The organism is Neoroseomonas marina (assembly GCF_012927745.1).
GTDB classification, from domain to species: Bacteria; Pseudomonadota; Alphaproteobacteria; order Acetobacterales; family Acetobacteraceae; genus Neoroseomonas; species Neoroseomonas marina.
The window spans coordinates 265,013-289,787 of the sequence record NZ_JABBKX010000002.1; the positions used below are offsets into that span (position 1 = coordinate 265,013).

Annotated in this window: 28 protein-coding genes and 1 tRNA gene; 11 read left to right on the forward strand and 18 right to left on the reverse strand. The window is 69.0% G+C overall.

Annotated elements, in window-relative coordinates; genetic code table 11:
- Positions 1-7 precede the first annotated feature (7 nt).
- Positions 8-1,375 carry a thiamine biosynthesis protein ThiF gene (locus GWK16_RS06490; RefSeq protein ID WP_170053141.1) on the forward strand — a complete coding sequence of 456 codons (1,368 nt, stop codon included), beginning with the start codon at positions 8-10 and terminating at the stop codon, positions 1,373-1,375.
- 144 nt (positions 1,376-1,519) lie between these two features.
- Here the strand turns inward: GWK16_RS06490 and GWK16_RS06495 are convergent, their stop codons facing one another.
- The 9 genes from GWK16_RS06495 to GWK16_RS06535 form a co-directional block, all read right to left on the reverse strand.
- Positions 1,520-2,482: a phage tail tube protein gene (locus GWK16_RS06495; protein ID WP_170053142.1), complete on the reverse strand. Its 963-nt coding sequence runs from the start codon at positions 2,480-2,482 to the stop codon at positions 1,520-1,522.
- A 35-nt stretch (positions 2,483-2,517) separates the two neighbouring features.
- The gene (locus GWK16_RS06500; RefSeq protein WP_170053143.1) at positions 2,518-2,964 is read right to left on the reverse strand and encodes a hypothetical protein; all 447 of its coding nucleotides are present in this window, start codon (positions 2,962-2,964) and stop codon (positions 2,518-2,520) included.
- On the reverse strand, positions 2,961-3,689 hold the full coding sequence (locus tag GWK16_RS06505) for a DUF6441 family protein (RefSeq protein WP_170053144.1): 729 nt from the start codon (positions 3,687-3,689) through the stop codon (positions 2,961-2,963). Before GWK16_RS06505 ends, GWK16_RS06500 begins: the two co-directional genes overlap by 4 nt.
- A complete protein-coding gene (locus GWK16_RS06510) occupies positions 3,686-4,006 on the reverse strand; it encodes a phage holin family protein (protein ID WP_170053145.1) in 321 nt (106 codons plus the stop codon). The genes GWK16_RS06505 and GWK16_RS06510 overlap by 4 nt, the downstream gene beginning before the upstream one ends.
- An 11-nt stretch (positions 4,007-4,017) precedes the next feature.
- Entirely contained in the window at positions 4,018-4,326 is a 309-nt protein-coding gene (locus GWK16_RS06515) for a head-tail joining protein (RefSeq protein WP_170053146.1), read from the reverse strand.
- Positions 4,327-4,488: 162 nt separating this feature from the next.
- Positions 4,489-4,872: a hypothetical protein gene (locus tag GWK16_RS06520; RefSeq protein ID WP_170053147.1), complete on the reverse strand. Its 384-nt coding sequence runs from the start codon at positions 4,870-4,872 to the stop codon at positions 4,489-4,491.
- A gap of 5 nt (positions 4,873-4,877) precedes the next feature.
- On the reverse strand, positions 4,878-5,276 hold the full coding sequence (locus tag GWK16_RS06525) for a M15 family metallopeptidase (protein ID WP_170053148.1): 399 nt from the start codon (positions 5,274-5,276) through the stop codon (positions 4,878-4,880).
- Positions 5,276-5,626 carry a DUF2190 family protein gene (locus tag GWK16_RS06530; protein ID WP_170053149.1) on the reverse strand — a complete coding sequence of 117 codons (351 nt, stop codon included), beginning with the start codon at positions 5,624-5,626 and terminating at the stop codon, positions 5,276-5,278. Before GWK16_RS06530 ends, GWK16_RS06525 begins: the two co-directional genes overlap by 1 nt.
- A 73-nt stretch (positions 5,627-5,699) precedes the next feature.
- Entirely contained in the window at positions 5,700-7,412 is a 1,713-nt protein-coding gene (locus GWK16_RS06535; RefSeq protein ID WP_248291201.1) for a phage major capsid protein, read from the reverse strand.
- 92 nt (positions 7,413-7,504) lie between these two features.
- Here GWK16_RS06535 and GWK16_RS06540 point away from each other — a divergent pair, with 92 nt between their 5' ends.
- The 4 genes from GWK16_RS06540 (at position 7,505) to GWK16_RS06555 (ending at position 10,651) form a co-directional block, all read left to right on the forward strand.
- Complete coding sequence (locus GWK16_RS06540) at positions 7,505-8,083, forward strand: hypothetical protein (protein WP_170053150.1); 579 nt, start codon at positions 7,505-7,507, stop codon at positions 8,081-8,083.
- 284 nt (positions 8,084-8,367) lie between these two features.
- The gene (locus GWK16_RS06545; protein ID WP_170053151.1) at positions 8,368-8,886 is read left to right on the forward strand and encodes a DUF2924 domain-containing protein; all 519 of its coding nucleotides are present in this window, start codon (positions 8,368-8,370) and stop codon (positions 8,884-8,886) included.
- Positions 8,883-10,235 carry a recombinase family protein gene (locus tag GWK16_RS06550; protein WP_170053152.1) on the forward strand — a complete coding sequence of 451 codons (1,353 nt, stop codon included), beginning with the start codon at positions 8,883-8,885 and terminating at the stop codon, positions 10,233-10,235. Before GWK16_RS06545 ends, GWK16_RS06550 begins: the two co-directional genes overlap by 4 nt.
- The gene (locus GWK16_RS06555) at positions 10,232-10,651 is read left to right on the forward strand and encodes a hypothetical protein (RefSeq protein ID WP_170053153.1); all 420 of its coding nucleotides are present in this window, start codon (positions 10,232-10,234) and stop codon (positions 10,649-10,651) included. The genes GWK16_RS06550 and GWK16_RS06555 overlap by 4 nt, the downstream gene beginning before the upstream one ends.
- Before the next feature lie 32 nt (positions 10,652-10,683).
- Here GWK16_RS06555 and GWK16_RS06560 read toward each other — a convergent pair whose 3' ends face one another.
- The 7 genes from GWK16_RS06560 to GWK16_RS06590 form a co-directional block, all read right to left on the reverse strand.
- Entirely contained in the window at positions 10,684-11,559 is an 876-nt protein-coding gene (locus GWK16_RS06560) for a DUF3037 domain-containing protein (protein WP_170053154.1), read from the reverse strand.
- Positions 11,556-12,347 carry a HipA family kinase gene (locus GWK16_RS06565; protein WP_170053155.1) on the reverse strand — a complete coding sequence of 264 codons (792 nt, stop codon included), beginning with the start codon at positions 12,345-12,347 and terminating at the stop codon, positions 11,556-11,558. The genes GWK16_RS06560 and GWK16_RS06565 overlap by 4 nt, the downstream gene beginning before the upstream one ends.
- 36 nt (positions 12,348-12,383) lie before the next feature.
- A complete protein-coding gene (locus GWK16_RS06570) occupies positions 12,384-13,400 on the reverse strand; it encodes a DUF3644 domain-containing protein (protein ID WP_170053156.1) in 1,017 nt (338 codons plus the stop codon).
- Positions 13,401-13,414: 14 nt separating this feature from the next.
- Positions 13,415-13,993 carry a restriction endonuclease subunit S domain-containing protein gene (locus GWK16_RS06575; protein ID WP_170053157.1) on the reverse strand — a complete coding sequence of 193 codons (579 nt, stop codon included), beginning with the start codon at positions 13,991-13,993 and terminating at the stop codon, positions 13,415-13,417.
- 2 nt (positions 13,994-13,995) lie between these two features.
- Positions 13,996-15,660 (reverse strand): type I restriction-modification system subunit M, encoded by a 1,665-nt coding sequence (locus GWK16_RS06580; RefSeq protein WP_211187168.1) that lies wholly within the window; start codon positions 15,658-15,660, stop codon positions 13,996-13,998.
- Positions 15,566-17,929, reverse strand: a complete 2,364-nt coding sequence (gene hsdR, locus GWK16_RS06585; RefSeq protein ID WP_170053777.1) for an EcoAI/FtnUII family type I restriction enzme subunit R — start codon at positions 17,927-17,929, stop codon at positions 15,566-15,568. The genes GWK16_RS06580 and hsdR overlap by 95 nt, the downstream gene beginning before the upstream one ends.
- Positions 17,930-18,318: 389 nt before the next feature.
- Positions 18,319-18,393, reverse strand: a tRNA-Gly gene (locus GWK16_RS06590).
- A gap of 141 nt (positions 18,394-18,534) precedes the next feature.
- On the opposite strand from GWK16_RS06590, the gene GWK16_RS06595 reads away from it, so the two are divergent.
- Together GWK16_RS06595 and GWK16_RS06600 are read left to right on the forward strand one after the other, a co-directional pair.
- Positions 18,535-19,506 carry a Bug family tripartite tricarboxylate transporter substrate binding protein gene (locus tag GWK16_RS06595; RefSeq protein ID WP_170053158.1) on the forward strand — a complete coding sequence of 324 codons (972 nt, stop codon included), beginning with the start codon at positions 18,535-18,537 and terminating at the stop codon, positions 19,504-19,506.
- The gene (locus tag GWK16_RS06600) at positions 19,507-20,013 is read left to right on the forward strand and encodes a prolyl-tRNA synthetase associated domain-containing protein (protein WP_170053159.1); all 507 of its coding nucleotides are present in this window, start codon (positions 19,507-19,509) and stop codon (positions 20,011-20,013) included.
- An 11-nt stretch (positions 20,014-20,024) separates the two neighbouring features.
- Here the strand turns inward: GWK16_RS06600 and GWK16_RS06605 are convergent, their stop codons facing one another.
- A complete protein-coding gene (locus tag GWK16_RS06605; protein WP_170053160.1) occupies positions 20,025-20,603 on the reverse strand; it encodes a 2'-5' RNA ligase family protein in 579 nt (192 codons plus the stop codon).
- 113 nt (positions 20,604-20,716) lie between these two features.
- Here GWK16_RS06605 and GWK16_RS06610 point away from each other — a divergent pair, with 113 nt between their 5' ends.
- The 4 genes from GWK16_RS06610 (at position 20,717) to GWK16_RS06625 (ending at position 22,991) form a co-directional block, all read left to right on the forward strand.
- The gene (locus GWK16_RS06610) at positions 20,717-21,655 is read left to right on the forward strand and encodes a tetratricopeptide repeat protein (RefSeq protein WP_170053161.1); all 939 of its coding nucleotides are present in this window, start codon (positions 20,717-20,719) and stop codon (positions 21,653-21,655) included.
- Between the two features lie 7 nt (positions 21,656-21,662).
- Positions 21,663-22,328 carry an LON peptidase substrate-binding domain-containing protein gene (locus tag GWK16_RS06615; RefSeq protein WP_170053162.1) on the forward strand — a complete coding sequence of 222 codons (666 nt, stop codon included), beginning with the start codon at positions 21,663-21,665 and terminating at the stop codon, positions 22,326-22,328.
- Between the two features lie 100 nt (positions 22,329-22,428).
- Positions 22,429-22,626, forward strand: a complete 198-nt coding sequence (locus GWK16_RS06620) for a Trm112 family protein (RefSeq protein ID WP_170053163.1) — start codon at positions 22,429-22,431, stop codon at positions 22,624-22,626.
- On the forward strand, positions 22,626-22,991 hold the full coding sequence (locus GWK16_RS06625; RefSeq protein WP_170053164.1) for a gamma-butyrobetaine hydroxylase-like domain-containing protein: 366 nt from the start codon (positions 22,626-22,628) through the stop codon (positions 22,989-22,991). Before GWK16_RS06620 ends, GWK16_RS06625 begins: the two co-directional genes overlap by 1 nt.
- 107 nt (positions 22,992-23,098) lie before the next feature.
- On the opposite strand, the gene GWK16_RS06630 is transcribed toward GWK16_RS06625, so the two are convergent.
- Positions 23,099-24,757: a DEAD/DEAH box helicase gene (locus tag GWK16_RS06630; protein ID WP_170053165.1), complete on the reverse strand. Its 1,659-nt coding sequence runs from the start codon at positions 24,755-24,757 to the stop codon at positions 23,099-23,101.
- Positions 24,758-24,775: the final 18 nt, after the last annotated feature.

The following is a 24,775-nucleotide window of genomic DNA, read 5'->3' on the forward strand; positions in this document are numbered from 1 at the left end:
CGATCGCATGTCTGTCTTCACGCCGGCTGAATCGCTGCACCGCCTCGTCAAGCACGCGATCGACAGTGGTGCGGCCGAAAGCATTACCCAGGCCGAGGCGATGTTCCGGGGCTACCGCCTGAACATCGACATCGGCGCCTCCGCTGCCTCCGACCCAGTGCACCAGGCGGCGCTGCTCACCGCGGTGGCGGTTGGCCGAAGGGTGTTCCTCGGTGGTGTCACTGTCACTGGTGATCTCGCCGTGCCGCTCAGCGCACTGGCGCCACTCGGCCCCAACCTTGCTGCTGCGGTGGCGGCGCTCGGCGGCAAGCCTGGATGCTTCACGCAGGGCGCACCGGAGATCGCTATTGGCGGCGTTGTCGAAGAACGTCGCAATGGATTTCGAATCCGGACTGCTGCTGCGGGGTGGCGCGGTGGCGTTCTGCCGTCCTATTCGCCGCTGTCCCCCGAGCCGGGCCCCGCTATGCCGATAGCGGGGATGCTGTCCGGCGCCCTCGCAGTCAATGAGGCATTTCTGTCCGTGAGCGGCGGCGCGCCCGCCGCAGGGCGGCGCGTGCTCGGCCTCTCGCTCTGGCAGCCTGACGCGGCGATTGATTGGCTCAAGGCGGACCCGGCGGAACCGGTCCTGACCTACCTGCCCTCGAACCTCTGGCTGCTAGGCCTGGGACATCTCGGCCAGGCCTACCTGTGGGGTCTGAGTCTTCTGCCCTATCGAGACCCGGCAAAGGTCTCACTCGTACTCCAGGACATCGACATCATCACGCCATCCACGGAGAGCACCTCGATTCTGACGGATGCGACCATGGTCGGACTCAAAAAGACCAGGGCCATGGCGGCATGGACTGAGCGGCGCGGCTTCGCGACCACGATCCACGAGCGGCTATTCGATGCAGACTTTGCCTGTCAGCCATCAGAGCCTGCAATTGCGCTCTGCGGATTGGATAACGCGAGTGGTCGTCGTGCGCTGGATCAGGTTGGCTTCAAGATGGTGATAGAAGCCGGGCTCGGCCGAGGACACCGTGACTTCCGGACGATGCGGCTCCACACCCTGCCTGGACCGCGTCAGGCTGCCGAAATCTGGAAGGGGACGGCGGCCAAGGAGAATGTGGAAGAACAGCGGGCATACGCTCAGCTCCTCGCGCGGGGCACCCTCGACCGCTGCGGGGTGACTCTGCTGGCCGGCAAGGCCGTCGGGGCGCCATTCGTAGGCGCGGTAGCTGGCGCGCTCGCAATTTCGGAGGTTCTCCGTCATCTGCACGGAGGACCGGTGCACCAACTCATTGACCTTGACCTGCTGAGCCTAGAACACAGGATCACCTCTAGGCATCGGCATGATTTTGGCGACTTCAACCCTGGTTTCGTGCCCGCGCGTTGAACTCGTCCTGGTCTAAGCTGCGTTGCTTGCGCATCAGGAAGCAGTCGTCAATCAGTCAAGATCTACGAACCAACCGGCGGACGGCGACGAGATCGCGGGCTGCAACGTCTATCGCCAGGCTGGTCTTGGACTTTTGAATCACTGCTACGGTGACGCGTATTCACCCGCTGCCTGCTGATTCCTGAGCGCCGCCGTCATCATCCGCGTGGCCGTCGCATTAAAGGCCGCGCGGAACTCGAAGCTGGCCTCGACGCCGCCCGGCCCTTCGACCGGCGTCTTGGCCAACGCCAGGTAGACTTCGTGCAGCGTGAAGGTCAGGCTGCAGTTGGCGTCGATCGTGTAGCTGAAGGCGAACTCCGCGGGCGCGTTGGTCTGTGCCTGGGTCAGCAGCGTGGTGTCGGCGAAGCGCGCGGTGATCTGGCCGGTCGCGCGCGCGATGCCGGGATCCACGCCCTCCACCTTCCGGTCGGCGCGGATGGTGCGGACCATCTCCATGCCGTTCGCGTAGGTCAGCCTAGCCCCCGTCACCTGCGCCAGCGCGGAGCCGTCCCGGCTGATCGCCCCCTGCGCCTTGTGGAAGGCGGTGTAGGCGGCGCTGGTCGGCGTGCCGCCCGAGCTCGAGGCGCCGCGCGTCGAGCCCTGCCCGATCAGCCCGAAAGTCGCGGTGGCCGGGCCGCTCGGCGAGAAGTCGATTTCCAGCGTGTCGGCGCGAACCCCGGTGCAGAGGTCGTAGTTCGGCACGTCCGGGTAGCCGATTTCGATGCTGTTGGAGGGCAACGCCGCCGCGCCCGAGCCGAAGCTGTGGATGAAGTTCGGGCTGGTGCCGGTGGTGGTCGGCGGGCCGAGCAGCAGGCGCAGCCAGTGGCCGATGTTCACCAGGTCGACCGGCACCACCGCCTGCCCCTGCACGGTGACGGTGTCGAGGAAGGGTGCCGCCGGATCCCGGCTGCTGCCGACGCCAATGACGTCGGCATCGAGCAGCGGCTGCTCGGCACCGAGGTCGCAGGAGAGGAACGGCATGCGCATCCAGTCGCCCGCGGGCGCGGTGCCGTAGGTCGCCTCGGGGATCATGAGCAGACGGCAATTGGCGCCGATGGCACGGGGCATCGGAGGTCTCCGGGATCAGCGGGGAGGAAGAACCGTCAGGCCAGCGGCGAGCCGACGACGGTGAAGAACAGGGTGACGGAGACGGAGGCAGCGCGGGCCGCGGCAGCGCCCTCGAGCTCGACATCCTCGAAGTCGGGCGCGCCGGGCTGCGCCCATTCCACGGAGCCGCCGAGGGTGCGGTCAGCAGCGATGGCGGCGGCGATGTCCACCAGCAGCGTGTCGAGCAGCGCGGTCCGGGCCGGCGGCGTTGCACCGCTGACGGTGACCTCGACCTCGGCGCGGTGCTCGATGGCCCAGGCGAGCGGCGAGAGGATCGCCGTCTCCTCCACGGTCTCGCCATCGCGCAGGACGACGAGCCCGCCCGGCGGCAGACGTTGCGGCATCGTCTCGCCGCGCAGCACCAGGGGAGCGGGATTACGGGTGCCGAGCGCCGCCGCCAGACGGCCATGCAACGCCGCGATCGCGGCCTCGCGCATGCTCATGGCGCCGCCCTCCCGCTCTCGCGCTCCCAGGCCGCGACAAAGCGCCCGGGCAGCCGGCGCAGGCCGCGTTCAGCGGCACCCTTCACGTCCAGCCGCTTGGCGAGCTTCACCTGCGGCAGCAGCAGGAACATCGGCACCATGCCGCGCTGGAGCATGCCGCGCGCCCAGGCCTCGCGACCCTTGCGGTTGCCGGTGCCGACCTCCGCGACGCCGCCTGCGATGAGGCGCGTGCGGCGGCGGCGGCCGGTCTGCTCGCCCTGTCGCAGTGGCAGGCACCACACGAAGCCCCGTCCGGACTTGAAGGGGCGGAGAAAGCCCTGTCCGGAGGCGACCATCTGTGCCGGTGTGACGCGCATGCCCTTCTCGCCGCGGCCCCGCCGCCCCCGCGCCGCGTTGAAGCCGGTCGGGATGGCGAGGAACTTCCGGCCACCCTTGGCCCGGATCAGCGCACCGCGCTCGAAGGCGTCGATGACGTTTGGCACCTTGGTCCAGACCAGGCCAGCGGGACGGAGCGAGTGGCCCGCGCGGGGAAAGACCTGCGAGCGCCAGGCATTGGCGATCCCTCGCGCATTGCCGCCGAAGCTGCTGGTCACCTGCCGCCGCAGATCCTGCTTGACCTGCTCGGTCTCGGCGCGGATCGCCGTCATCGCCGCGCGCTCGCCGGCGCGCACCTCGGCGGCGAGCACCTGCCGCAGGTCGCCGACAATGCGGGCGGCGAGCCTCACGGCGAGCCGCCGCCCGGCGGCAAGCCGGTGCGGTGGCGGATGATGGCGACGGCGAGATCGTGCAGCGCCGCCTGGCCGAGGTAGCCAAACACGAAGGCGAACAGGAACCGGCCGTACTCGTTGAACTCGAGGAAGCCGCCGAGGGCGTAACCGGCGCTGCCGACCAGCGCGGCGGAGGGCACCTCCCAGGCCAGGCACCAGCCAAAGCGCCGGCGCTCGGGGTTGTTCCAGCGCACGAAGCCACCGGCGAGGCCGGCTGCGGCGCCGAGCAGCAGGTCGCGCAGGATCTCCAGCAGGGTCAGGGCGTTCTGCGGCATGGCGGGAACTCCTATCGCTGGCAGAGCACGCGCCATGCGGTGCCGGAGGCGTCGCGCTCGGCATGGGTGACGATGAGCAGGTCGGCGCCGAGGGCGAAGCTGTCGCCGGCGGCGAGGTCCGGCAGCGTGGCGATAGCGACCGAGAGGATGTCGGTGGCCGACAGAATCTCGGTGCCGAAGGCGTCGGCCACGCGATCGGGCGACGACCGGAGAACACGGACCGGAACTGCCGGGCCAGTACCGCCCTGCCGATAGACTGCCTCGGCGCCCAGGTTCGGATCGGCGACCAGCGCCCTCATCGCATCGGCGAAGGCGTTCACTGCTCGCCCCCATCGGCCGGGTTGAGCCGTCGCACTGCGGCAAGCCGAGCGGCGCAGTCGGCATGGGCGGCGTCGTAAGCCAGCAGCAGCTCCGCCACCTGCCCTTGGGTCAGCCGGTCTGCGTTCGGCAGCGTCGGCGCCGCAGCACAGACGAGGAGGGCGTCAGGGAGACGGAGCGGCAGCAGCCGGATCTCCGGCAGCGCGGTTGGCGCGCAGGCGCTCGACAACATCGCGCAGCACAGGGGCAGCGCCGGCAGCGTGGCTCGGATCACGGCGGAGGGCCTCCAGGTTGGCGCCGAGGCGTGCGGCCTGGATGCGGGCGCGCTCGGCCTCGCCGGTCAGCGCGGCGATGTGGCGCGCGTGTTCGGCGGTGGCGCGGGCCAGCGCGGCGGCATTCGCCTCCGCCGTGCGGCTGGCCATCGCCGCATCCATCCGTGCCGCATCGCGCTGCGATCGGAAGTGCCACGCGGACAGCGCCGTCATGGCGACGGCCGCTGCCAGACCGACCGGCACGGCGTGCCGGCCGAGCAGCGCGAGGATCGCCACGCCCATCAGGGATAGGCCTTGCGGTCGAGCTCGAAATGCGGCCCGTCCCGGAAGGACGCCCAGTCGCCGCCCCAGACGATCGGCACGCCGAGCTCCTTCGCCGCTGCCTTCATCGCCGCGCCGATCTGCTCATACAGCGGCCAGTCCCAGCGGATCTCGCTCTGCTCCACCGCGCCGTCGCCATCGTCGAGCCAGTAGGCCAGATCGACAGCATGGCCGGTGAGGTGCCGGCTGTTCATGGTGCGCGAGGCACCGATCGCGACCAGCTGGGCCTGGCGCTCGCGCGAGCGCAGCCCCTCCGTCACGATGAAGGGCACCGCCTGGCGGGCCCGTTCGACGACGCGCACCAGGTCGCGGTGCACGCCCTCAAGGCGCGCGCGGTCGCGCGGCAGCAGCTCGGCCATCACGCCCCCGAGGCCGGCACGCGGGCCAGCATCACCCGCACCGTGGCATCGGCCGCCAGCGCGGCGACGGTGCAGAGGCCGACCTGGAAGTTGCCGGTCGCGGTGGTGGTGATGCGCCGGTTCGTGTTGTCCCAGAACACCCGCGCGCCCTGGCTGATGGCGAGGGCGGGCTCCTTGGTGAGTTCGAACTCGCCGCGGGTCTCGCAGTCGACGCTGGCGTTCTGCGCGGCGTCGGACGCTGCCACCCCGAAGAAGGCGCCGACCAGCATGCCCTGGCCGGAGAGGATCCCGCCGGCATAGGGCACCACCATCGGGATGGAGCGCGCGTCGGGACGGATGCAGTTGCGCATGGAAGGGTCTCCTGAAACGCCGAAGGCGCCCGGTGGGGCGCCCTCGACGAAGCTGCTGTGGTGGTGGGAAGGATCAGGTCCCCGGGTTGAACCAGGCCCCGCGCCAGTCGATGGCGCCGACGCCGAAGTCGAAGATCACGCTGACCTCGACGCCGTCCGCGCCCTGCACGGGGCCGGTGGTGACCTGCGGTCCCTCGGCCCCGTTGAGGTAGCCGTAGACATAGACCGGCGCCGCGACCGGGTCGGAGAACAGGTACCAGCGGTTCGCCTGGATCAGCGGTTCGATCACCGGCTGCACGAAGCCGGCAAAGACGTTCGCCTTGCCGATCTCGCTCGCCTGCACGACCACCGTCGCCTGCCGCGCGGCGAGTTCGAGGTTCGGCCCGACCAGCAGGCGCATGGTCTGGCCCATGGAGATCGGCAGCCCGTCCAGCGTGCGCTGCTTCATGATGGCGGTGCGGCCGGCGCCGATGGTGGTGGTGTCGAGCACCGAGCCGGTGCTGGCCTTGTTGGCCCGCGCGGCACCGGTGGCGAACACCGCGGCGCTGCCGGTGGTCAGCGTCGGGCCGTCGCCATTGGCGCTGTTCAGCAGGTTGTAGGCGGTGGCGTTCTCGAACTCGGCGACGCGGCGACCGATGGCGGCGGCGAAGTCGGTGAAGGCGCCGAGATCGTCATTGACCAGCATCGGCCGCGTGACGCGGATGCGTCGCGCGAAGGTCTGCAGCAGCACGATCTCCTGGCTCTCGGACATGGTGCCGACCTGGATCTCGCCGTTCTCGGCGAGCGGCAGCAGGGTCGGGAAGTCGCCGACGCGGAGGTGCCGGTGCGGCTTGAAGTCGCGGAAGTCCCGCCGGAGGAAGATCTGCCGGTAGGTCGGCTGCGCCGGCTGGTAGGCGGCGAGCAGCATCTTGTTGGCGGCGGCCGCGAGCAGCAGCGGAAAGTCCGAGCTGGTGTGGAAGGCGCGCTCGGCGAGCAGCGTCGGGTTGCGCGGCACGCTCCGCTCGCCGCGGGCGCGCAGCAGCTCGCCGATCATGTCGGACGGGCGCCAGCCCATGAACTCGGCGTGGCGGCCCGCGCGACCATTCTCCCCCTGGGGCTGATAGCCGGGCATGGCGCGGGCGGCGAGGGCCTCGGCCATGGCGTCGAGGATCTGCGCCGGGTCGTCGTGGCTTGGGCCGGTCTCGGGACGCGCGGGAATCGACGGCCGCGGGCCCTGCGCCACCAGGGCATCGAACAGAGCGCGGCGGGCCTGGTCGCCGGTCCAGCCCTGGGCGATGGCCTCGGCACGGATCGGGGTGATGCGGTCGGCCGGCAGGAGGGCGCGGGCGGCCTCCACCGCGACGTCGATGCCGGCGATACGCTCGCGTTCGGCGCGCTGGGCCTCGGCGCGGACCGCGTCGAGATCGGGCGGAGCGGCGCGGGTCAGCTCGGGCGGTGCGACCGCTGCGGGCGGCGTGGCGGACGTGGACGGGGCGGCCGGTGCGGGGCTGGTGGTCACGGCGATCTCCTGGGGCGGGGTGGGCGGCGCAGACGGCGCGGGAATGTCCCTGGCGGCCGGCGCGGCCGGGGTCTCGGGCATGGGTGGATCCTCGTCAGGCAGAGCTGGTTCGATCGCGACGGCGGGCGCGCCCTGCGGCGCCTCGCCGCGCACCGCCGCATCGCGGTCCACCGGGACCGGCACGACGGAAATCTCGAAGGGCTCCCAATCCACCGCGCGGTGGACGGTCTCGCCGGTGGCGGCGTCGGGCCGCGGCTCGTAGCGGTGCACGCGGTAGCCGACGCTCACCGCGCGCAGCGTGCCGTCGGCAACACAAACGCTTCTTCAGCATCGACGACGTCGGCGCTCATTTCGGTCTGTCGCTCGTCGACATGGGGGTCATGGCGGCCGAGGGGCAACTGCGGCTCAGTGTCCCGGTTGCTGGCCTGCGCGTGGAAATCGGCGACTGGGAGGAAGACGGCGATGGGCGGGGGTTCAGGATCCCGGCTGGCTTTCGCATGCTGAATGGCCTGGTCGATCTCTACCCCGTCGACGGCTGGACCATCTTGCGCAACGGCACCGGTGTCGTGCACGCACTGCCGACAGAAGGTGCTGGGTATATGAGCATCGAAAGCGGCAATCCGGATCAGGCGGGCCTGCTGGTGACGCGCGATGAGCTCGGGGTGCGCCGTGAAGAATGGCGTCGTCTCGAATCGCAGGACGGTGATCACGAGGCGGATGCGCCTGTCCGTTCTCGCCGTGGGGTGCAGCCGACCCATGATTGGGATGCCGCAAGGCTGGAGGCGTGCCGGCTGTTCTATTTCGAAGGGGTGCCGGAATCCCAGGCAGTCCTGATCCGCCACATGCAGGCTTGGTTCGCGTCCAAGGGGCTCAAGGTGCCCGATGACAGCACCTTGAAGCGCCGCCTTCGCGATGTGTGGGCGATGTTCGGACCGGAAGCGAAGAAGCGCGCCGCCTGATCATCACGTGCTGCGCAATGCCGTGAGAACGTCGCCGCGCAGATCCGTAGATAAGGGGCAGGACGACAATGGATCGCGATGCCCCCGCCTCCTGCCAACCTTCATCTCCCGCCCCACCTCCGCGAGGTCTGCGACGTTCTCGCTCGCGGGATCCTGCGGCTGCGCAGCCGCGCTGCCGAGGATCTCGCGCGCGACGCGGAACAGGCCGGGGGGCGGGGAGAGGTTCGCCTACACTCGACCGCCTGGCAGCGCCGTCATGCGAACCCCAGGAGAAAGGGAGTCGCATGACCCGACGATCGACCACGAAGGCGAAGCAGCAGGATGCCGCGCCGCCGGCGCCCACCATCCCGACGATCCCGCCGGCGCAGGTGCTGCCGCGCCTTGCCGCGCTACAGGCAGCGCCAATCGCGCAACTGAAGCAGCAGTGGCGGGAGTTGTTCGGGAAGGAACCGCCCCCGTTCAGCCGCAGCTACATCACCAGCCGGCTCGCCTATCGCACCCAGGAACTCGCCTATGGCGGGTTGAAGCCCGAGACGCGGGCGCGGCTTGAGGCGCTGGGAGAGCAACTGGACGGCGGGAACATCGTGCTCCGGCGGATCCGCGCCGACAGCCGGCCGCTGCCAGGCACGCGGCTGCTCCGCGAGCACGACGGCGTGCAGCACGTCGTCACCGTCCGCGCCGACGACTTCGAATATGAGGGGCGGCCGTATCGGTCGCTGTCGGCCATCGCGCGCCACATCACTGGCACGCGCTGGAACGGCTGGGCGTTCTTTGGGCTGCGCCAGCCGGGCGGTGGGGCATGAGGCGGAAGGCGCCCGCCGGCGCGGTGATGCCGGCGACCACGAAGAAGCTGCGCTGCGCGGTCTACACCCGCAAGAGCACGGACGAGGGGCTCGACAAGGAGTTCAACACGCTCGACGCGCAGCGCGAGGCCTGCGAGGCGTATGTCGCCAGCCAGCGCGCCGAGGGCTGGATCCTGGTCAGGGACCGCTATGACGATGGCGGGTTCTCCGGCGGCACGCTGGAGCGCCCGGCCCTGAAGCGGCTGCTGGCTGACACTGAGCAGGACCTCGTCGACGTCATCGTGGTCTACAAGATCGACCGACTGTCCCGCTCCCTGATGGATTTCGCCAAGCTGGTGGAGACCATGGAAGCGCACGGCGTGACCTTCGTTTCCGTCACGCAGTCGTTTAACACCACCACCAGCATGGGCCGGCTGACGCTGAACATCTTGCTCAGCTTTGCCCAGTTCGAGCGCGAGGTGATCGGGGAGCGCATCCGGGACAAGGTCGCCGCGTCGAAAGCGCGCGGCATGTGGATGGGCGGCAAGGTGCCGCTCGGCTACGACGTGCAGAATCGGAAGCTGATCATCAACGAAGCGGAGGCCACGCGCGTGCGGCGGATCTTCGAGCTGTTCATCGAAACCGGCTCGGGTGTGGAGACGGTGCGCCGCCTGCAGGCCGAGAGCAGCGCCAGCAAGTCGGGCCGCCTGCTCAACAAGGGCGACGTCTACAAGGCGTTGAACCTGCGGACCTACATCGGCGAGGTGACCCACAAGAGGAACATCTACCGCGGCGAACATGAGGCGATCGTATCGCGCGACCTGTGGGACCGGGCGCATGCCATCCTGCAGGTCAGCCCACGCACCCGGGCGGCACAGAACCGGCAGCACGCGCCGGCGTTGCTGAAGGGGCTGATCTTTGGGCTGGACGGAAGGGCGCTATCGCCGACCCATGCTGTGAAGAATGGTAGGCTCTATCGCTATTACGTGGCGCAGCGGGTGCTGAAGAGCGACGCCCACAGCGACGACAGCATCGTGCGGCGCGTCTCGGCGGCGCAGATCGAGGGCGCGGTGATCAGCCAGGTCCGCGCCCTGCTTCGACAGCCGGAGATTGTGGTCGGCACCTGGCTAGCCGCTCGACGCGAGGCTCCGGACCTGACCGAGCGCGAGGTTCGGGACGCGCTGCATCGGCTCGACCCGCTGTGGGAGGAGCTATTTCCGGCGGAGCAGGCGAGGATCGTCAGGGCGCTGGTAGAGCGGGTGGTGGTCGGGCCTGCCGGCGCCGACATCCGGCTCCGGGTCGAGGGACTAGCCGGCCTGGTTCGCGACCTCACGGCGATCGCGCCCGAAGCGCTGAGGGCCGCCGCATGACTGCCGCCACCAGCATAACGGTCCGGGTGCCGCTGAAGATCCGGAGGCGGCCGGGGCGGAAGACGGTGGTGACGCCGCTTCAGGATTGCGTCGACGCGGCCATCCCAACGCGTGCTGATCCGGCGCTGGTGAAGGCGCTCGCGCGGGCGTTCCGGTACCAGCGACTGCTGGACGAGGACCGCTATGCCTCGATCACTGATATGGCGGCCGGCGAGAAGATCGACCGAGGATATCTCGGCCGGCTCCTCAGACTATCTGTCTTGGCTCCGGACATCATCGAAGCATTGCTCAATAGGTCGCTGTCGAAGGATGCATGCTTGGCCTGGCTTATGGAGCCGCAGTCCACGAATTGGGAAGAACAGCGCAATGCACTGCTCACCCCACTCCTTCCTGGCAGCCGCGCGCTGGAACTGTAGCGCGGACTCTTCTCGACGACTGCAGTGCGCGATCAGTGCCGCAGGTGGACGCGCGTATGCTCGCCTTGGTCAGCGTGCGCCCTCACATCGTCCTCGATGCGGGACACCAGGTCGTCAATCTCGGCTTCCTCGACCACCTCCGGCGCCAGCGGTGCCTTCCGGATCATCGCCACCGCCTTGTCATAGGCGGAGGCGAGCGTCGGGTCTTGCGGCGCGCCGACGATGAGGTGGAGCTTAAGTTCCTCCGTCACGCCGTCCTTCACCGTCGTCAGATGACCGACCCAGCGCCGCGCCTTCTCGATGATGCCGTCCTGGCTGGCGAGATCGAGAGACACGCCCTCGTAGGCGTGCCAGTGTCCGTTCTTCCAGGCGTGCTGGAAGGTTATGGCGTCGACCTCGCCTGCAAAGGTCTTTTCCTCGAATGGCACCGAGACGCCGCGCGCGACCAGCTTCTCGCGCACTGGACGCCAGACCTCCTCATCATCGCGACGCCGCGTCACGCGCTCGTCGTGGCGCCGCACGAAGCGGTCATACAGGCGGTCGAGCGTCGCAGCTCCGTCGTCCGTGAGGCCAGAACCGACGGGCGACCACTGCAGCGCGCTGTCATCCTCGGGCATGCCGCGCCGCGCGAACGCCGCCGCGTCGCCAGCGGCTGCAAGGAGGCCGCCCTTCTGCATCTCACGGGCCACACGTTCTATGCCGCGCTCGACATCTCGCAGCGCCTGGTTGAAGGCTTCGCCGTCGAGATCGGGAAACGCCCGCTTCACCCGGCCAAAGGTCGAGCGGACGCGAACCAGCAGTTTCTGCTCGGCCGCGACGTGAAGGACCACGCCGACGTTCAGCGCCTCGCCAGCGCGCGGATCATGCACGTAGCGCAGAATGGTGTAGGTGTAGGGCCGCTGCGTCATGCCAGAACCCTCCCGATTTCAGCCAGGCATTCCTCCATCCGGTCGCGGACGTCCTTGATCATCCGAACCGCGGCGGCGGCGTCCGCCGCCGCGCTGGCCCATTCGACCGGCAAGGCGGCGACATAGCCGTCCACCATGCCATCCGACAAGGCCGCCCAGGCGGTCCGGATCGGCGCGAAATCCAGCACCTGCCCGCGCAGCTTGTCACGGAATATGTGGCGACCGGGTGTCATCAGGTCCTGCAAGGCGCCGGGGCGCCAAGGCGTGAGCCGAGGAATCACCATATGGTGTGTGAACGCCATCTCGTGATCGAAGATCTTGATCTGCTCGCCCTTCACCAGGCAGTTCGGGTTCTCGACGCGGCGGTCAGGGTTGGCGGTCAGCGCATCGAAGACAAAGACAGCGAGCGCGACCGGCACCATGGCTGCGCTCAGCCGCGTCTCTGGCTTCCAGGTGGAAAACTGGCTGCCGACATGGCGCGATCCGAACGCGACCGACAGGCCGGCACGCAAGGCCCGCTGCACCTCGGCATCAGTCACACTGCCGACCCAGGCGGGTGACAATTCCACCAGGAGCGGTTCGGCCACTGGCAGACCAAGGTCACCGGCGAGGCAGGCGGCGATCACCTCGCGCGCGAGGTTGACCTCCTTCTGCTCGCAGCCAGCCGACAGCTTCGCGACCACCTCAACCTCCTCGCCGGTTGCGTCGATGCAGGTGAGAAAGAGGGGACGCGTCTTGCCGCTGCGCGCGGGACGGTCGAACTGCGCGGCGACGACGCGCCTCAGCATCCCTTCGCACCTCCCACCTTGCCAGGTCGAACGTCATCACGCATGGCCGCCGCCACCTGACCCACTGAGCCGCGCGACAAGCGCATCGACCATCGCCTGGCTGTAGTAGGTCTTCTTGAGGGTCGACTTCGGATTGCTCAGGTCGAGGCGACGATCCTTCGCGAATCGCTCCTCGGCACGCAGCGTCCGCACATGCGCGTGGAATGCGTTGTTGATGATCACGCCCGGCATGCGCTTCTTCACCAGGGCGACCAACTGCTTGTGGTCATGCGGCCAGCGCTTGAGGAACTCGGCGTCTGTCAGCTCGACCAGCACCGCTCCCGGTCCCTTGCCAAGCTTGATCGCCACCGCGTCCGGCGTGCCAGCGCCAACGATCTTCGTCTCGACCCGTAGCGACACGGCAAAACGCCCATCGCTCGATATCGGCGCTTCGGCGATCGCCCGCTCCATGTGCGCGAGGAGGTTCTGCGCTTGCTGACTACGCTTGGCGGCGGGGACGACCTGCGCGGCGATAGCGCCGTCGAAGGACAACGGCAGGATCGCGAAACGCAGGGCGGAGATGTCATGCTCGAACCAGTCGGCGAGCGCGGTGGCGTAGTTGCGCAGCGCGGCGACGCCGACTTCATGGACGCGAATGGCGAGGTCGCGATCCTCGTTCACGAAGTGCACCGCGTTGTTGCGGACCTCGACCAGCAGTTCGAGGTTCTCCTTGCACGCCGTGTCGAGAGATTTCGCGGGCAGTCCGCATGCGCGCTCAATGGCGGCGGAGATGCTGATGGTGATGGGGTTGCCGGCCTTGTTCCGTCGGATAGCCCTGCGCTTGCTCGGCTTACCGTCCTTCCGCTTCACCGCCTCCGTCTCGTAGATCGCCTTCAGCTGATTGCCGTTCTCCTGGATCAGGCGCGCCTTCAGCAGAAGCTCCCAGGCTGCTACGACCAGGATAGCGAACGTCTCCTCGCGGTGCGGAACGACGGGCTTGTTGTAGATCTCAATCGCGGCGCAGCAGGCGGCGATGCTCTTGTCGACGAGGGCCTTCCAGCGGGGTGGGCGCATCTGACGGGTGTCCCCTATGTCACCACGTCGCGGAAAATCTCCTCCACAAGCGCCGGCACTAACGCGTCGAGCTCCGTCTGTAGTGTGCGAATGCGTGCGATACGTGCCGCGACGCCGTCCAGCTTCTTGAGTAGTTGGCGCTGTACGCTGATGTCTGGCAGCCGGATACGATGCTCGAGAATGCGCTCAGGATGGACACGCTTTCGACGGTCGCCCATTCCCTTTCCGCCCTCAGCCAAACGCGCCCAAACGGCGGGCCGGGAGAAATACCAGCCAATGAAGCCGGGCAGGAGCCGCTCCGGCTTGCATTCGAAGGTTGGGAACTCATTCGATACGAAAGCGCCATCAAACTCTTTCGGTACAACGGCGTAGGCACCTTCGAACGCGAAGAGACGACTGTAAATGAAGTGGTCTGCGCGAACGCGGAACAACGTCGTTGCACTCGTGCTGCTACCGTTGATCGGTGGCTTTTCGAAGACTCCACGGCCGAAGCTGTAGATTCCGATGTTTGGGTAGCTGCTCTCCGGTTGGACCCGATGTGGCTCTCCTGCGGGCGTTAGCACATCGCCTAACGGCACGATCTGCGAATGCATGTCTACACCACCCGCTCAGCGACTAAAGCCTTGATCTCGTCGAGCAGCGCCAGGACCCGCCGCTCCTTCTCGATCACGCTTGCGATGATCTCGGCCGGCGCGCGGTGGTCCACCGCCTCCTTCGCCGCCGGGTTCTTCAGATCGAGGTTCACCGCGACAACGCGGCCCGCCTCGTCGCGCCGAATCAGGTCCGGCCCGTTCACCTTCCAGGTCCGCGAGCCTTCCTCGCGCTGGCCCCACCAGGCCATGCAATCCGCGAACTCCTCGAACTGGATCGGCCGCGTCTTGGAGTATTTCCGCCGCCCCTCCGGCATTGGTTGCTCGTAGAACCACACGTCCCGCGTCGGCCCCGCAGTGTCGAAGAAGATCACGTTGGTTGGGATGTCGGTGTACGGTGCGAACACGCCCTCCGGCAGGCGCAGCACGGTGTGCAGGTTGAACTGCTCTAGCATGTCCGCCTTGATGCGCGCGCAGACGCCATCGCCGAACAGCGTGCCGTTTGGGAGAACCACCGCGGCGCGCGCTGGTCGCCCCGCCGACGTCTGCGCCCGCTTCAGCCGGCGCATGATGAGCTGAAGGAACAGCAGCGCCGTCTCGGCTGACTGTCGGTCCTCCGGGAAGTTGCCTTGGATGCCTCGCTCTTCTTCACCCGCAAACGGCGGGTTGGTGAGGATTACGTCCACCCGGTCACGCTCGCCGATCTCGGTGAGGCGATGGCGCAGCGCGTTGCCGGGGTCGATGCGCGGCGCATCCAGCCCGTGCAGCAGCAGGTTCATCTGACAGAGCAGATAGGGCAGTGATTTCGGCTCGCAGCCCGTGAGCGAGGCGGATTGCAGCACGCGCCGGTCGGCCACCGTCTGCACCTGGCCGGCGAGATGCGCGAAGGCCTCGACCAGGAACCCGCCGGTGCCGGCGGCGGGGTCCAGCACCGTTTCGCCCAGGCGCGGGTCGGTCACCTGGACCATCAAGCGCACCACGGCGCGCGGCGTGTAGAACTCGCCCGAATCGCCAGCCGCGTCGCGCATCTCGCGCAGCATGGATTCGTAAAGCGCGCCGAGGGTGTGCAGCTCCTCCGACGAGGTGAAGTGGATGCCGTTCACCTTGTCGATCACGTCGCGCAGCAGGTAGCCGCTGCGCATGCGGTTATCGACGCCGCGGAAGACGGTGGCGATCACGTCCCGCCGGTCATCGCCATTCACGCTCGTCAGCCCGCGCAGATAGGCGAAGAGGCCAGGGCCGCGCGTGCCGTCCGGCCGCACGCCCTCATCGTTGTTGATGAAGGCCAGCAGCTCATCGCCGGTTATCCCCTGCGGGTTCGCTGCCCAATCACGCCAGCGATAGGGCGGCTCGATCGCCGGCCGGAAGCGCGTGCCGGCCAACGCCGCTTCCTGCTCCCGCTGCTGCTCGAGGTCATCGAGGAACTTCAGGAACATGATCCAGGTGAGGAGCGGCAGCCGGTCGAGGTCGCCGTTCAGCCCCTTGTCCTTGCGCATGATCTTGCGGGCGGACGTCAGCAAGGAGCCGAGCGTCTGCGCGGTGGTCAGTGCCGGCTTTGTGGGGGCGGCGCGGGGCTTACGCGGCATAGAGCTGTTCCTGCAGTTCGGCGACGGCGGCGCGCAGCTGGTCCGCCCCGCCGAACAGGCGGATGATGTCGGCGACCTGGCCATGGTTGGAGATGGGCGGCACCTTCAGCACGTCCGGCAGGACGAATTCGGCCTCGCCGTGGGCAGCGTACTTCTCCAACAGTTCCTCCAGGATCGCGCGGCCCTCGGGGCCGAATTTCGTGAACACGTCAGGCTGCCGCGTGCGCAGCTGCTGCGCCCGTTCCCGCCGCGTGCGCAGCGGTGCGTTGAAGGCCAGGTGGCAAAGCAGGTCGAAGGGGTCGGCCTCCGGCTGCTGCGCCGCCTCGGCCAGCTGGTCGAAGCTGATGCCGCGTTCTGCGAGGCGCTGCACGATGGCGGAGCGCTCCGCCGCGTCCATCCAGGCCGCACGCAGCTCCTTCGAGGTCGGATAGAGGGAGCGGACGCTCTCGGCGGCATAGTCGGTGTAGCGAACGACGCGGAGCTGCGCGCCGGATGGATCGAGCTCATAGACGAGGTGGGCGGCGACCGCGACCTGACCGCCATCGAAGTAGAATTTCTGGCGCCTCGCCTCGGGTGGTTCGATGACCTCGGGCCCACCGGGCTTCGGCTCGGATTCCGCGCCCTCGATCGGAATGTCGGTCTCGGAGACGGTGTCGCCGGCTTCGTTCAGCTCCTCCTCGGTCAGGCGGGCGGGATCGCCATCGAAGGCGGGGTCAGCAAAGAGGCGCGTGGCGGAGCCGGTGTAGTCGATGATGTTGAACCAGAGCTTCCCGTAATCGTCCCGCACCCGCGTGCCGCGTCCGATGATCTGCTTGAACTCGCTCATCGAGCCGACGATGCGCGCCAGTACGACGTTCTTGCAGGTCGGCGCGTCCACGCCGGTCGTCAGCAACTGGGAGGTGGTGAGGATCGTCGGCGTGCGCGTGTCCACGTCCTGGAAGCGACTGAGGTGGCCGCGGCCGATGTCGCCTTCATCGGCTGTGACACGGCACACATAGTCCGGGTGCTGCGCCATCATGTCCGCGTTCAGCGCGACCAGTGCCTGGCGCATTTCGGCTGCGTGTTCCTGGTCGACGCAGAAGACGATGGTCTTGGCGTAGCGATCCGTCTTGCGCAGAAAGCCGTCGAGGTGCTTCGCGATGGCCTGGGTGCGAGCGCGCAGGGCGATGACGCGCTCGAAGTCCTGCGTGCGATACTCGTCGTCGGGGATCTCACGACCGTAGCGGTCAAGGTCGCCCTGGCTCGGCCGCCATCCGGCGGCGTCCCATTCTGTGATGACCCGGTGCACCCGGTAGGGGGCGAGGAAGCCGTCATCGATTCCCTGGCGCAGGCTGTACTCGTAGATCGGATTGCCGAAATAGCGGTAGCTGTCGCGGTTGTCCTCGCGCAGCGGCGTGGCGGTCATGCCCAGTTGGAAGGCCGGCGCGAAGTGTTCGAGGATCACGCGCCAGGAGCTGTCATCGCGCGCGCTGCCGCGATGGCACTCGTCGACGATGACGAGGTCGAAGAAATCGGGCGGGTAGGCGCGGAATAGGCCTTCGCGGGAGGCGTCCTCGGCAAGCGCCTGGTAGATCGCGAAGTAGATCTCGCGCCCCATGACGACCTCGCCCGACTCGATCTTGCAGCGGGCGTCGCCGAAGGCGGCGAAGATCCCGTCCTTCGGCTGATCCACGAGAATGTTGCGGTCGGCCAAATAGAGGATCTTCGGGCGGCGGTGGGCGCCGCCACGGTTCCATCGGCTGTTCCAGAGCTTCCAGCAGATCTGGAAGGCGACCGTGGTCTTCCCCGTGCCCGTCGCCATGGTGACGAGCAAGCGACGCTGGCCCTGCAGGATGGCCTCGACGATGCGGTTAATCGCGCTCTGCTGGTAGTAGCGTTCGTTCTTGCCGACGGTGTGATTGAAGGGGGTCAGCAGGCGATCGGCTGCCTGATCGCTCCCGAGGCCCGCCCCCGCCCGATAGCGGGACCAGAGTTCCGCCGGGGTTGGATAGGACGGGCGGGCGGTCTCGGCGCCCGTGAAGTAGTCGATCTCGATGATTTCGGGACCGTTCGTCGCATAGGCGAATTTCAGCCCTAGCATCTCGGCGTACTGCCGCGCCTGCTGCACGGCATCGGTGGCACGTCTGTAGCTGGCCTTGGCCTCGACCACCGCCAGTGGGAAGTCGCGTCGGTAGCGGAGAAGGAAGTCTACCCGCTTCGGCGGCTTGCGGACGAAGCCACGGCCGACCGGAACGATTCGGCCGTCCGTGATCGTGCGCTGCTCGGCAATGGAGTGCGGATCTGCGTCCCAGCCGGCACCCAGGAGGGCAGGCACGACATGCCGACGGCAGGTATCGGCCTCCGTTTCGCTCAAGCTGGTCGCCCCGATACCGACAGGCCAATCCGAATTCGCGCCATGGTTGGAAGGTAACACCACCTTCCTGAATTCAGAATACGGAACGATCTGACCCTGGATCTTGGGGCTGCGCCCCATGAATTCGGGCTGTCTGATAGTTTGCCTGAGCAATGCTGTCGCTGAATTCTCGAGGCGTGCTCCGGCCGAAAGCTCTGGAAAAACAACGCCCTAAACCTTGTCGACTCAAGCGGCCAAGTCCCAAGGTCCGGAGAGAATTGGGAGGACGGAGACGCCCGCCGAGCCCCTGTTGCGCAGTCGAAGTATCAAGGTCTGCGGGCGAACCCCTCCCAAGCCTGCGCCTCAGCGCGGTGCACCGTCCAGGAGAGACAGGTTGTGAGAGAGAAGAATGGAGCGGGCGAAGGGATTCGAACCCTCGACCCCGACCTTGGCAAGGTCGTGCTCTACCCCTGAGCTACGCCCGCGCTCCGTGCGGAGGCCGGGCTTCTACCATGGTCTTCCGGGATTGCAAGCCACCTCGGGACGGATTTTCCGCAACCCCTCGACAGCCCAGGAAATCCCGCGCGATCCTGCCGCCAACGGCCCTCGCCGGGAGGACAACCACCATGAACCGCCGCCATCTGCTGGGCCTCACGGCCGGCGCCCTCGCCCTGCCTGCGCTGACCGGCGCCCGGGCCCAATCCTTCGACCGGCCGGTGCGCATCATCGTCCCCTTCGCCCCGGGCGGGACCTCGGACATCCTCGCCCGGCTGCTGGCGCCGGACCTCACGCGCGGCTTCGGCCAGAATGTGGTGGTGGAGAACCGCACCGGCGCGGGCGGCAACATCGGCGCCGACGTCGTGGCGAAATCGCCCCCGGACGGCCATGCGCTGCTGCTGATCGATGTCTCGACGCTGGCGACCGCGCCCTCCCTCTACACGCGCCTGCCCTTCGACCTGAAGCGCGACCTCGCCCCCGTCACCATGCTGATCTACGCGCCGTACATCCTTGCGGTGCACCCCTCGGTCCCCGCGCGCAACGCCGCGGAACTGGTCGCCTACGCCAAGGCGAACCCGCAGCGCGTGAATGTCGGCCATGCCGGAATCGGCGTCGGCAACCACCTCACCGGGCTGCTGGTCACGCAGCATTGGGGCGCGGACCTCACCCAGGTCCCCTATCGCGGCGGCGCGGCGGCACTCACGGCCGTCGCGGCCGGCGAATCGCAGATGATCATCAACGGCGCGACCGCGACCGCCCCCTTCTGCAAGCAGGGCACGCTGCGGCCGATCGCCGTCACCGGCCCGGCCCGCCTCGCCGACTTTCCCGATGTCCCGACCTTCCAGGAACTCGGCTGGCCGGCGGCGGACAGCGGCACCTGGCAGGGCATCCTCGCCCAGGGCGGGACGCCGGCGCCGATGGTCAACCGCCTCGCGGGCGAGATCCGCACCGCCATGGCCGTCCCCGCCACGGCCGAACGCATCACCGCGCTCGGCGCCGTGAACCGCGTGGAAGGCCCCGACAGCTTCAGGACGTGGCTCGACAACGAGATCGAGGTATGGGGGCGGGTCGTCCGCGCCAACAACATCAAACTGGACTGAATGCCCGAAACGCCCGAGGGCCTGCTCGCCCGCCTCGCCGCCGCCGGCATCGCCGCCGAGACCCGCCACCACCCGCCCGTCTTCACGGTCGCGGAAAGCCGGGACCTGCGCGGCGAACTGCCCGGCGGCCACACCAAGAACCTGTTCCTCAGGCCCGCCAAGGGGGAGGGCCCCTTTCTCCTCGCGACGCTCGAGGAGGAACGCCAGGTCTCGGTCAACGCCCTCGCGCGCATGGCCAACGCCGGCAAGGTCCGGATGGCGAGCGCCGAGGAACTCGTCGCGACCCTCGGCGTCCCTCCCGGCTCGGTCACGCCGTTGGGCCTGGTCAATGCGCGCCCGGATCAGGTCCGCTTCGTGATCGACCGCCACCTCGTCGACGGCTTCGATCGGATCTGGGTCCATCCGCTCACCAATGCGGCCAGCACGGGCCTCGCACCGGCCGATCTGCTCCGGTTCCTGGCCGGGCTGGGACACGCGGCGACCGTGATCGACTTCGACGCGGCCTGACCGCGCGGGGCCTAGAGCACGAACTCGGCGAGGATCTCGAAGGCGAGCGTCGGGAAAACCGTCTCCCGCACCAGCCGCAGCCGGGTGACCGGGATCTCCGCCGCCACCGTCGGCGGCCGGTCGGGCAACGGCGCGACGGACGCACGACGGGCACGCAGCAGCGTCACATGGGTGATGTCCGGCATGCGGACCGGCCGCTGCGGCAGGGCGCAGGCACCGGCCAGGTCGCGCCGCAATGCGGCGAACGGATTGGCCTCGTCCATGGCGATCACTGCCCGGGCATCGACGCGCAGCCGGGTGAAGCGCAGCCGAAAGGGCCTCAGGCGCATGCAGGCCAGGGCGATGGCCGCCTGCCAATCCGGCCCGTGCCGGTCCCACAGCAACGACTTCGCGGTGGGGAAGGTCTCAGCCGCGTCGATCAAGGGCAACACCGTGACGTGCAGGGCCGCGGCCGGAACGACATGGAATGCCGCCGCGTCGAACTGCGCCTGCGCGGCGATCAGGTCCGTCGCCCCGTCGAGCCCCACCTGCAGCTGCCAGGATTCGCAGGGCGTCCCGAAGCGCGCATCGCCATCAAGGCGGGTGGTCATGGTCGGTTCCTCCGCCGCTCTGCCGCACGATGCGGCTTGCGTCGCGCTGTGGACGGCGCATATGGAGCCGAAGAGCGCCCGGCCATGCCGGACAAGCCCGAGGAATGCCTGACATGGACGTGATCTTCGACCCCGCCCGCCAGGGCGCGACCGCCGCCGCCGAAGGCGTGATCAAGGACGGCGACCAGAAGACCTTCATGCAGGACGTGGTCGAGGCGTCGCGCCAGGTTCCCGTCCTGGTGGATTTCTGGGCCACCTGGTGCGGCCCCTGCAAGACGCTGACCCCGGCGCTCGAGAAGGTGGTGAACGCCGCCGGCGGCCGCGTGCGCCTGGTCAAGATCGACATCGACAAGAACCGCCAGCTGGTCGCGCAGCTGACCCAGATGGGCCTGCCGCTGCAATCCGTGCCGACGGTCGTCGCCTTCTGGCAGGGCCAGATCCTGGATCTGTTCCAGGGCGCGCTCCCGGAATCCGAGGTGAAGCGCTTCATCGAAGGCCTGCTGAAGGCCGCCGGCGGCCAGATGCCCACCGCGGACCTGCTGGCCGAGGCCGAGGCGGCCGTCGCCCAGGGTGACCATGCCGCGGCGCTCGAGCTCTTCGGCGCGCTGTCGCAGCAGGAACCGGAGAACGCCAAGGCACTCGCCGGCGTCGCCCGCGCCCTGCTCGCGCTCGGCGAGGAGGAGCAGGCGCTGGCGATCCTCGACAGCGCGCCGGCGAAGATCAAGGACGCCCCCGAGATCACTGCCGCCCGCAGCGCGATCGAGCTCGAGGTCGAGGGACGCCGGGCGCGCGAGATGCTCTCCCAGTTCGAGGAGCGGATCGCCGCCAACGCCGACGACCACGAGGCGCGCATCGAGCTCGCCGTCGCGCTCAACGCCGCGGGCAACCGCGAAGGCGCGGTGGACGCGCTGATCGAGGCGATCCGCCGCGACCGCACCTGGAACGAGGAAGCCGCCCGCAAGCAGCTGCTGAAGTTCTTCGAGGCCTGGGGCTTCGAGGAGCCGGCGACCAAGGCCGGACGGCGCAAGCTGTCGACCCTGCTGTTCCGCTGAGAGGCCCATGGCGCCTTTCCATCCGCGGCTGGCGGAGCTGCCGGAGGAGATCGGGATCTTCCCGCTCCCCGGCGCCCTGCTGTTGCCGCAGGGAAAGCTGCCGCTGAACATCTTCGAGCCGCGCTACCTCGCCATGACGCTCGACGCCCTGGCGAATGGCCGCATGTTCGGCATGATCCAACCCGACCTGCGCCTGCCGCGCACCGATGGCGGGCCGGGGCTGTACCGCATCGGCTGCCTCGGCCGTCTGTCTTCCTTCAGCGAGACGGATGACGGGCGGCTTCTCATCACGCTGACCGGCCTGGCGCGCTTCCGCATCCTGGAGGAACGGCCGCTCGACGAAAGTGGCTACCGCAGCGCGCGCGTCGACTACACCGAGTTCTCGCGCGACCTGGTGCTCGACGGCAATGCGCCGGTGCTGGATCGGGCCGCGCTGCTCGGCGCCTTGCGGCCCTATTTCCGCGCCCGCGGCATCGAGGCGAACTGGGACGCGATCGAGCAGATGCCCGATGCGACGCTGGTGACCACGCTCGCGATGGTCTGCCCGTTCGACGTCCCGGAGAAGCAGGCGCTGCTCGAAGCCGCGGATCCGACGGAACGCGCGCAGATCCTCGTTGCACTCATGCACATGGGTGCGGCGGCGAATGCGCCGGCCGAGGGGAGGCCGAGCTGACGCGCGCGCTCGCATGGCGCAGCGGCGTGCCGAGTGGACGACGCGCCGCGCGGCAGTGAAGCTGCGGCGCCCTGGGACATGATGACCGAAGGACACGACGATGAGTGACGCACAGCCGGCGGGCGGGGCCGTCGATCCGAAACTGCTCGAGATCCTGGTCTGCCCCGTGACCAAGGGGCCGCTGCGCTACGACCGCGAGAAGGGCGAGCTGATCAGCGAACGCGCAGGCCTCGCCTACCCGATCCGCGACGGCATCCCGATCATGCTGCCGGACGAGGCGCGCAAGCTCGCCGACTGATGCCCGCGCCCACCGAAATCCGCCTCAAGCGCGCCGAGCAGGTGCTGGAAGTCGCCTGGCCGGACGGCGCGCGCTTCCGCCTGCCGGCCGAATACCTGCGGGTCGAGAGCCCCAGCGCCGAGGTGCAGGGCCATTCGCCGGACCAGAAGGTGATCGTCGCGGGCCGCCGTCATGTCGGCATCATGCGCATCGAACCCGTGGGCAACTACGCGGTGCGGATCGTCTTCGACGACCTGCACGACACCGGGATCTTTTCCTGGGAGTACCTGCGTACGCTGGGTCAGGACCAGGAAGCGCGCTGGGCGACGTATCTCGCCGAACTCGGCGCCCGCGGGCTGTCGCGGGATCCGCCGAAGCGGAGCTGAAGACGGGGGAACGTCTCCCCCCGAAACCCCCCCTCAACCTCCTTTGGAACCAGGTGACCAAGGAAGGGAGGGGGGTTCGGGGGAGGTTCCCCTCCCCCGACCTTCGATTAGCGCCTTGGGCGCCGCGCCGGCCCCTTCACCGGCTGCATCGGGATGATGCGGATATGGGCGTCCTCGCCCTCCGCGCGCCGCGCCGCGGCGGCGAAGCGCTGGGCGGCGTAGGGCGCGACCTCGAACTGCGTCTCCCGGGCCAGGACGCGGATGCGCCCGATCTCCTGCCGCGTGACGTGCCCGCGCCGGCACAGGAAGGGCAGCAGCCACTTCGGATCGGCGCGGCCGTCGCGGCCGACATCCATGCGGAACCAGACGCCGCCTTCGTCGGCGCCGCCCGGCGCGGCCGGGGCTTCGCGCGGCGCGCGGGCGGGCGGGCGATCGGCGATCTCGGCGATCTCCTCCGGTGCGGGCAGCGGCGCGCGCAGCACGCGCACCAGCGCGGCCGCCAGGCCTTCGACACCGCGCCCGGCGATCGCCGGGTCGGCCAGCAGGCGGCGGGCGACCGCGACATCGTCGTCCGCCGGTTCCTCGGCGGCCAGGGCGAGCGCCTGTTCCACCAGGCGTTCGGCATCGCGTGCGCGCACCGCCTCGGCCGAGGGCGCCGGCCCCCAGGTCGCCTTGATCTTGGCCGCGGCGACGAGCCGCTCGCCCACGCGCCGCCGCGTATGCGGCACCAGCAGCACCGAGATGCCCTTGCGCCCCGCCCGGCCCGTGCGGCCGCTGCGATGGAGCAGCGTCTCCGGGTCGCGCGGCATCTCGGCATGGATCACGAGGCCGAGGTCCGGCAGGTCGATACCGCGCGCCGCGACGTCGGTCGCGACGCACACGCGCGCCCGCCCGTCGCGCAGGTTCTGCAGCGCGCGGTTCCGCTCGGCCTGGGAGAGTTCGCCCGACAGCGCGACGGTCGAGAAACCGCGCTCCGACAGGTTGCCCTGCAGCCGCGCCACGGCGGCGCGGGTGGCGCAGAACACCATCGCGATGCGCGGATCCTCGAGCCGCAGCAGGTTCACCACCGCGCGTTCGAGTTCATGCGGCGCAACCAGCAGGGCGCGATGCTCGATATCGCCATGCGAGACGTCGGCCGATGTGGCCTCGATGCGCAGCGCGTCGCGCTGGTAGCCCTTGGCCAGGGCGGCGATGCCCCGCGGCACGGTGGCCGAGAACATCAGCGTCCGGCGGCCTTCCGGCACTTCCTCGAGGATCGCCTCGAGCTCCTCCTGGAAGCCGAGGTCGAGCATCTCGTCCGCCTCGTCCAGCACGACCGCGCGCAGCGCGGAGGGATCGAGGTTGCCGCGTTCCAGGTGGTCGCGCAGCCGCCCCGGCGTGCCGACGACGATATGCGCCCCGTGGGAGAGCATCCGCCGCTCCGCCACCGGGTCCATGCCGCCGACGCAGGAGACGATCCGCCCGCCCGCCGGCGCGTAAAGCCAGGCGAGTTCCGCCTTCACCTGCAGCGCGAGTTCGCGCGTGGGCGCCACGATCAGCGCGAGCGGTGCGGCGGCCGGCGGCAGGCGCGGCGCATCGCCCATCAGTTCCGGTGCGAGGGCCAGGCCATAGGCCACGGTCTTGCCCGACCCGGTCTGGGCGGAGACGAGAAGGTCGCGCCCGGCCGTCTCCGGCTGGAGGACGGCGGACTGGACAGGGGTCGGCTCGGCATAGCCGCGCCCGGTGAGCGCGGCCTGCAGCGGCGCGGGAAGGTCTTGGAAGGACATGGTGTGGGCCTCCCTTGA

Excerpts from the sequence above, each read along its gene's own strand:
- GWK16_RS06605 (WP_170053160.1), bottom strand. The coding sequence starts at position 20,603 with ATGACCACCCGCCTTGATGGCGATGCGCGCTTCGGGACGCCCTGCGAA.
- GWK16_RS06545 (WP_170053151.1), top strand. The coding sequence starts at position 8,368 with ATGACCCGACGATCGACCACGAAGGCGAAGCAGCAGGATGCCGCGCCG.
- GWK16_RS06510 (WP_170053145.1), bottom strand. The coding sequence starts at position 4,006 with ATGCCGCAGAACGCCCTGACCCTGCTGGAGATCCTGCGCGACCTGCTG.
- GWK16_RS06540 (WP_170053150.1), top strand. The coding sequence starts at position 7,505 with ATGGCGGCCGAGGGGCAACTGCGGCTCAGTGTCCCGGTTGCTGGCCTG.
- GWK16_RS06560 (WP_170053154.1), bottom strand. The coding sequence starts at position 11,559 with ATGACGCAGCGGCCCTACACCTACACCATTCTGCGCTACGTGCATGAT.
- GWK16_RS06630 (WP_170053165.1), bottom strand. The coding sequence starts at position 24,757 with ATGTCCTTCCAAGACCTTCCCGCGCCGCTGCAGGCCGCGCTCACCGGG.
- GWK16_RS06580 (WP_211187168.1), bottom strand. The coding sequence starts at position 15,660 with ATGGCCAGGTCGCCGACATCATCCGCCTGTTCGGCGGGGCGGACCAGC.
- GWK16_RS06490 (WP_170053141.1), top strand. The coding sequence starts at position 8 with ATGTCTGTCTTCACGCCGGCTGAATCGCTGCACCGCCTCGTCAAGCAC.
- GWK16_RS06595 (WP_170053158.1), top strand. The coding sequence starts at position 18,535 with ATGAACCGCCGCCATCTGCTGGGCCTCACGGCCGGCGCCCTCGCCCTG.
- GWK16_RS06570 (WP_170053156.1), bottom strand. The coding sequence starts at position 13,400 with ATGCGCCCACCCCGCTGGAAGGCCCTCGTCGACAAGAGCATCGCCGCC.
- GWK16_RS06615 (WP_170053162.1), top strand. The coding sequence starts at position 21,663 with ATGGCGCCTTTCCATCCGCGGCTGGCGGAGCTGCCGGAGGAGATCGGG.
- GWK16_RS06610 (WP_170053161.1), top strand. The coding sequence starts at position 20,717 with ATGGACGTGATCTTCGACCCCGCCCGCCAGGGCGCGACCGCCGCCGCC.
- GWK16_RS06500 (WP_170053143.1), bottom strand. The coding sequence starts at position 2,964 with ATGAGCATGCGCGAGGCCGCGATCGCGGCGTTGCATGGCCGTCTGGCG.
- GWK16_RS06495 (WP_170053142.1), bottom strand. The coding sequence starts at position 2,482 with ATGCCCCGTGCCATCGGCGCCAATTGCCGTCTGCTCATGATCCCCGAG.
- GWK16_RS06620 (WP_170053163.1), top strand. The coding sequence starts at position 22,429 with ATGAGTGACGCACAGCCGGCGGGCGGGGCCGTCGATCCGAAACTGCTC.
- GWK16_RS06565 (WP_170053155.1), bottom strand. The coding sequence starts at position 12,347 with ATGCTGAGGCGCGTCGTCGCCGCGCAGTTCGACCGTCCCGCGCGCAGC.
- GWK16_RS06530 (WP_170053149.1), bottom strand. The coding sequence starts at position 5,626 with ATGCGCAACTGCATCCGTCCCGACGCGCGCTCCATCCCGATGGTGGTG.
- GWK16_RS06555 (WP_170053153.1), top strand. The coding sequence starts at position 10,232 with ATGACTGCCGCCACCAGCATAACGGTCCGGGTGCCGCTGAAGATCCGG.
- GWK16_RS06625 (WP_170053164.1), top strand. The coding sequence starts at position 22,626 with ATGCCCGCGCCCACCGAAATCCGCCTCAAGCGCGCCGAGCAGGTGCTG.
- GWK16_RS06525 (WP_170053148.1), bottom strand. The coding sequence starts at position 5,276 with ATGGCCGAGCTGCTGCCGCGCGACCGCGCGCGCCTTGAGGGCGTGCAC.
- GWK16_RS06550 (WP_170053152.1), top strand. The coding sequence starts at position 8,883 with ATGAGGCGGAAGGCGCCCGCCGGCGCGGTGATGCCGGCGACCACGAAG.
- GWK16_RS06575 (WP_170053157.1), bottom strand. The coding sequence starts at position 13,993 with ATGCATTCGCAGATCGTGCCGTTAGGCGATGTGCTAACGCCCGCAGGA.
- GWK16_RS06600 (WP_170053159.1), top strand. The coding sequence starts at position 19,507 with ATGCCCGAAACGCCCGAGGGCCTGCTCGCCCGCCTCGCCGCCGCCGGC.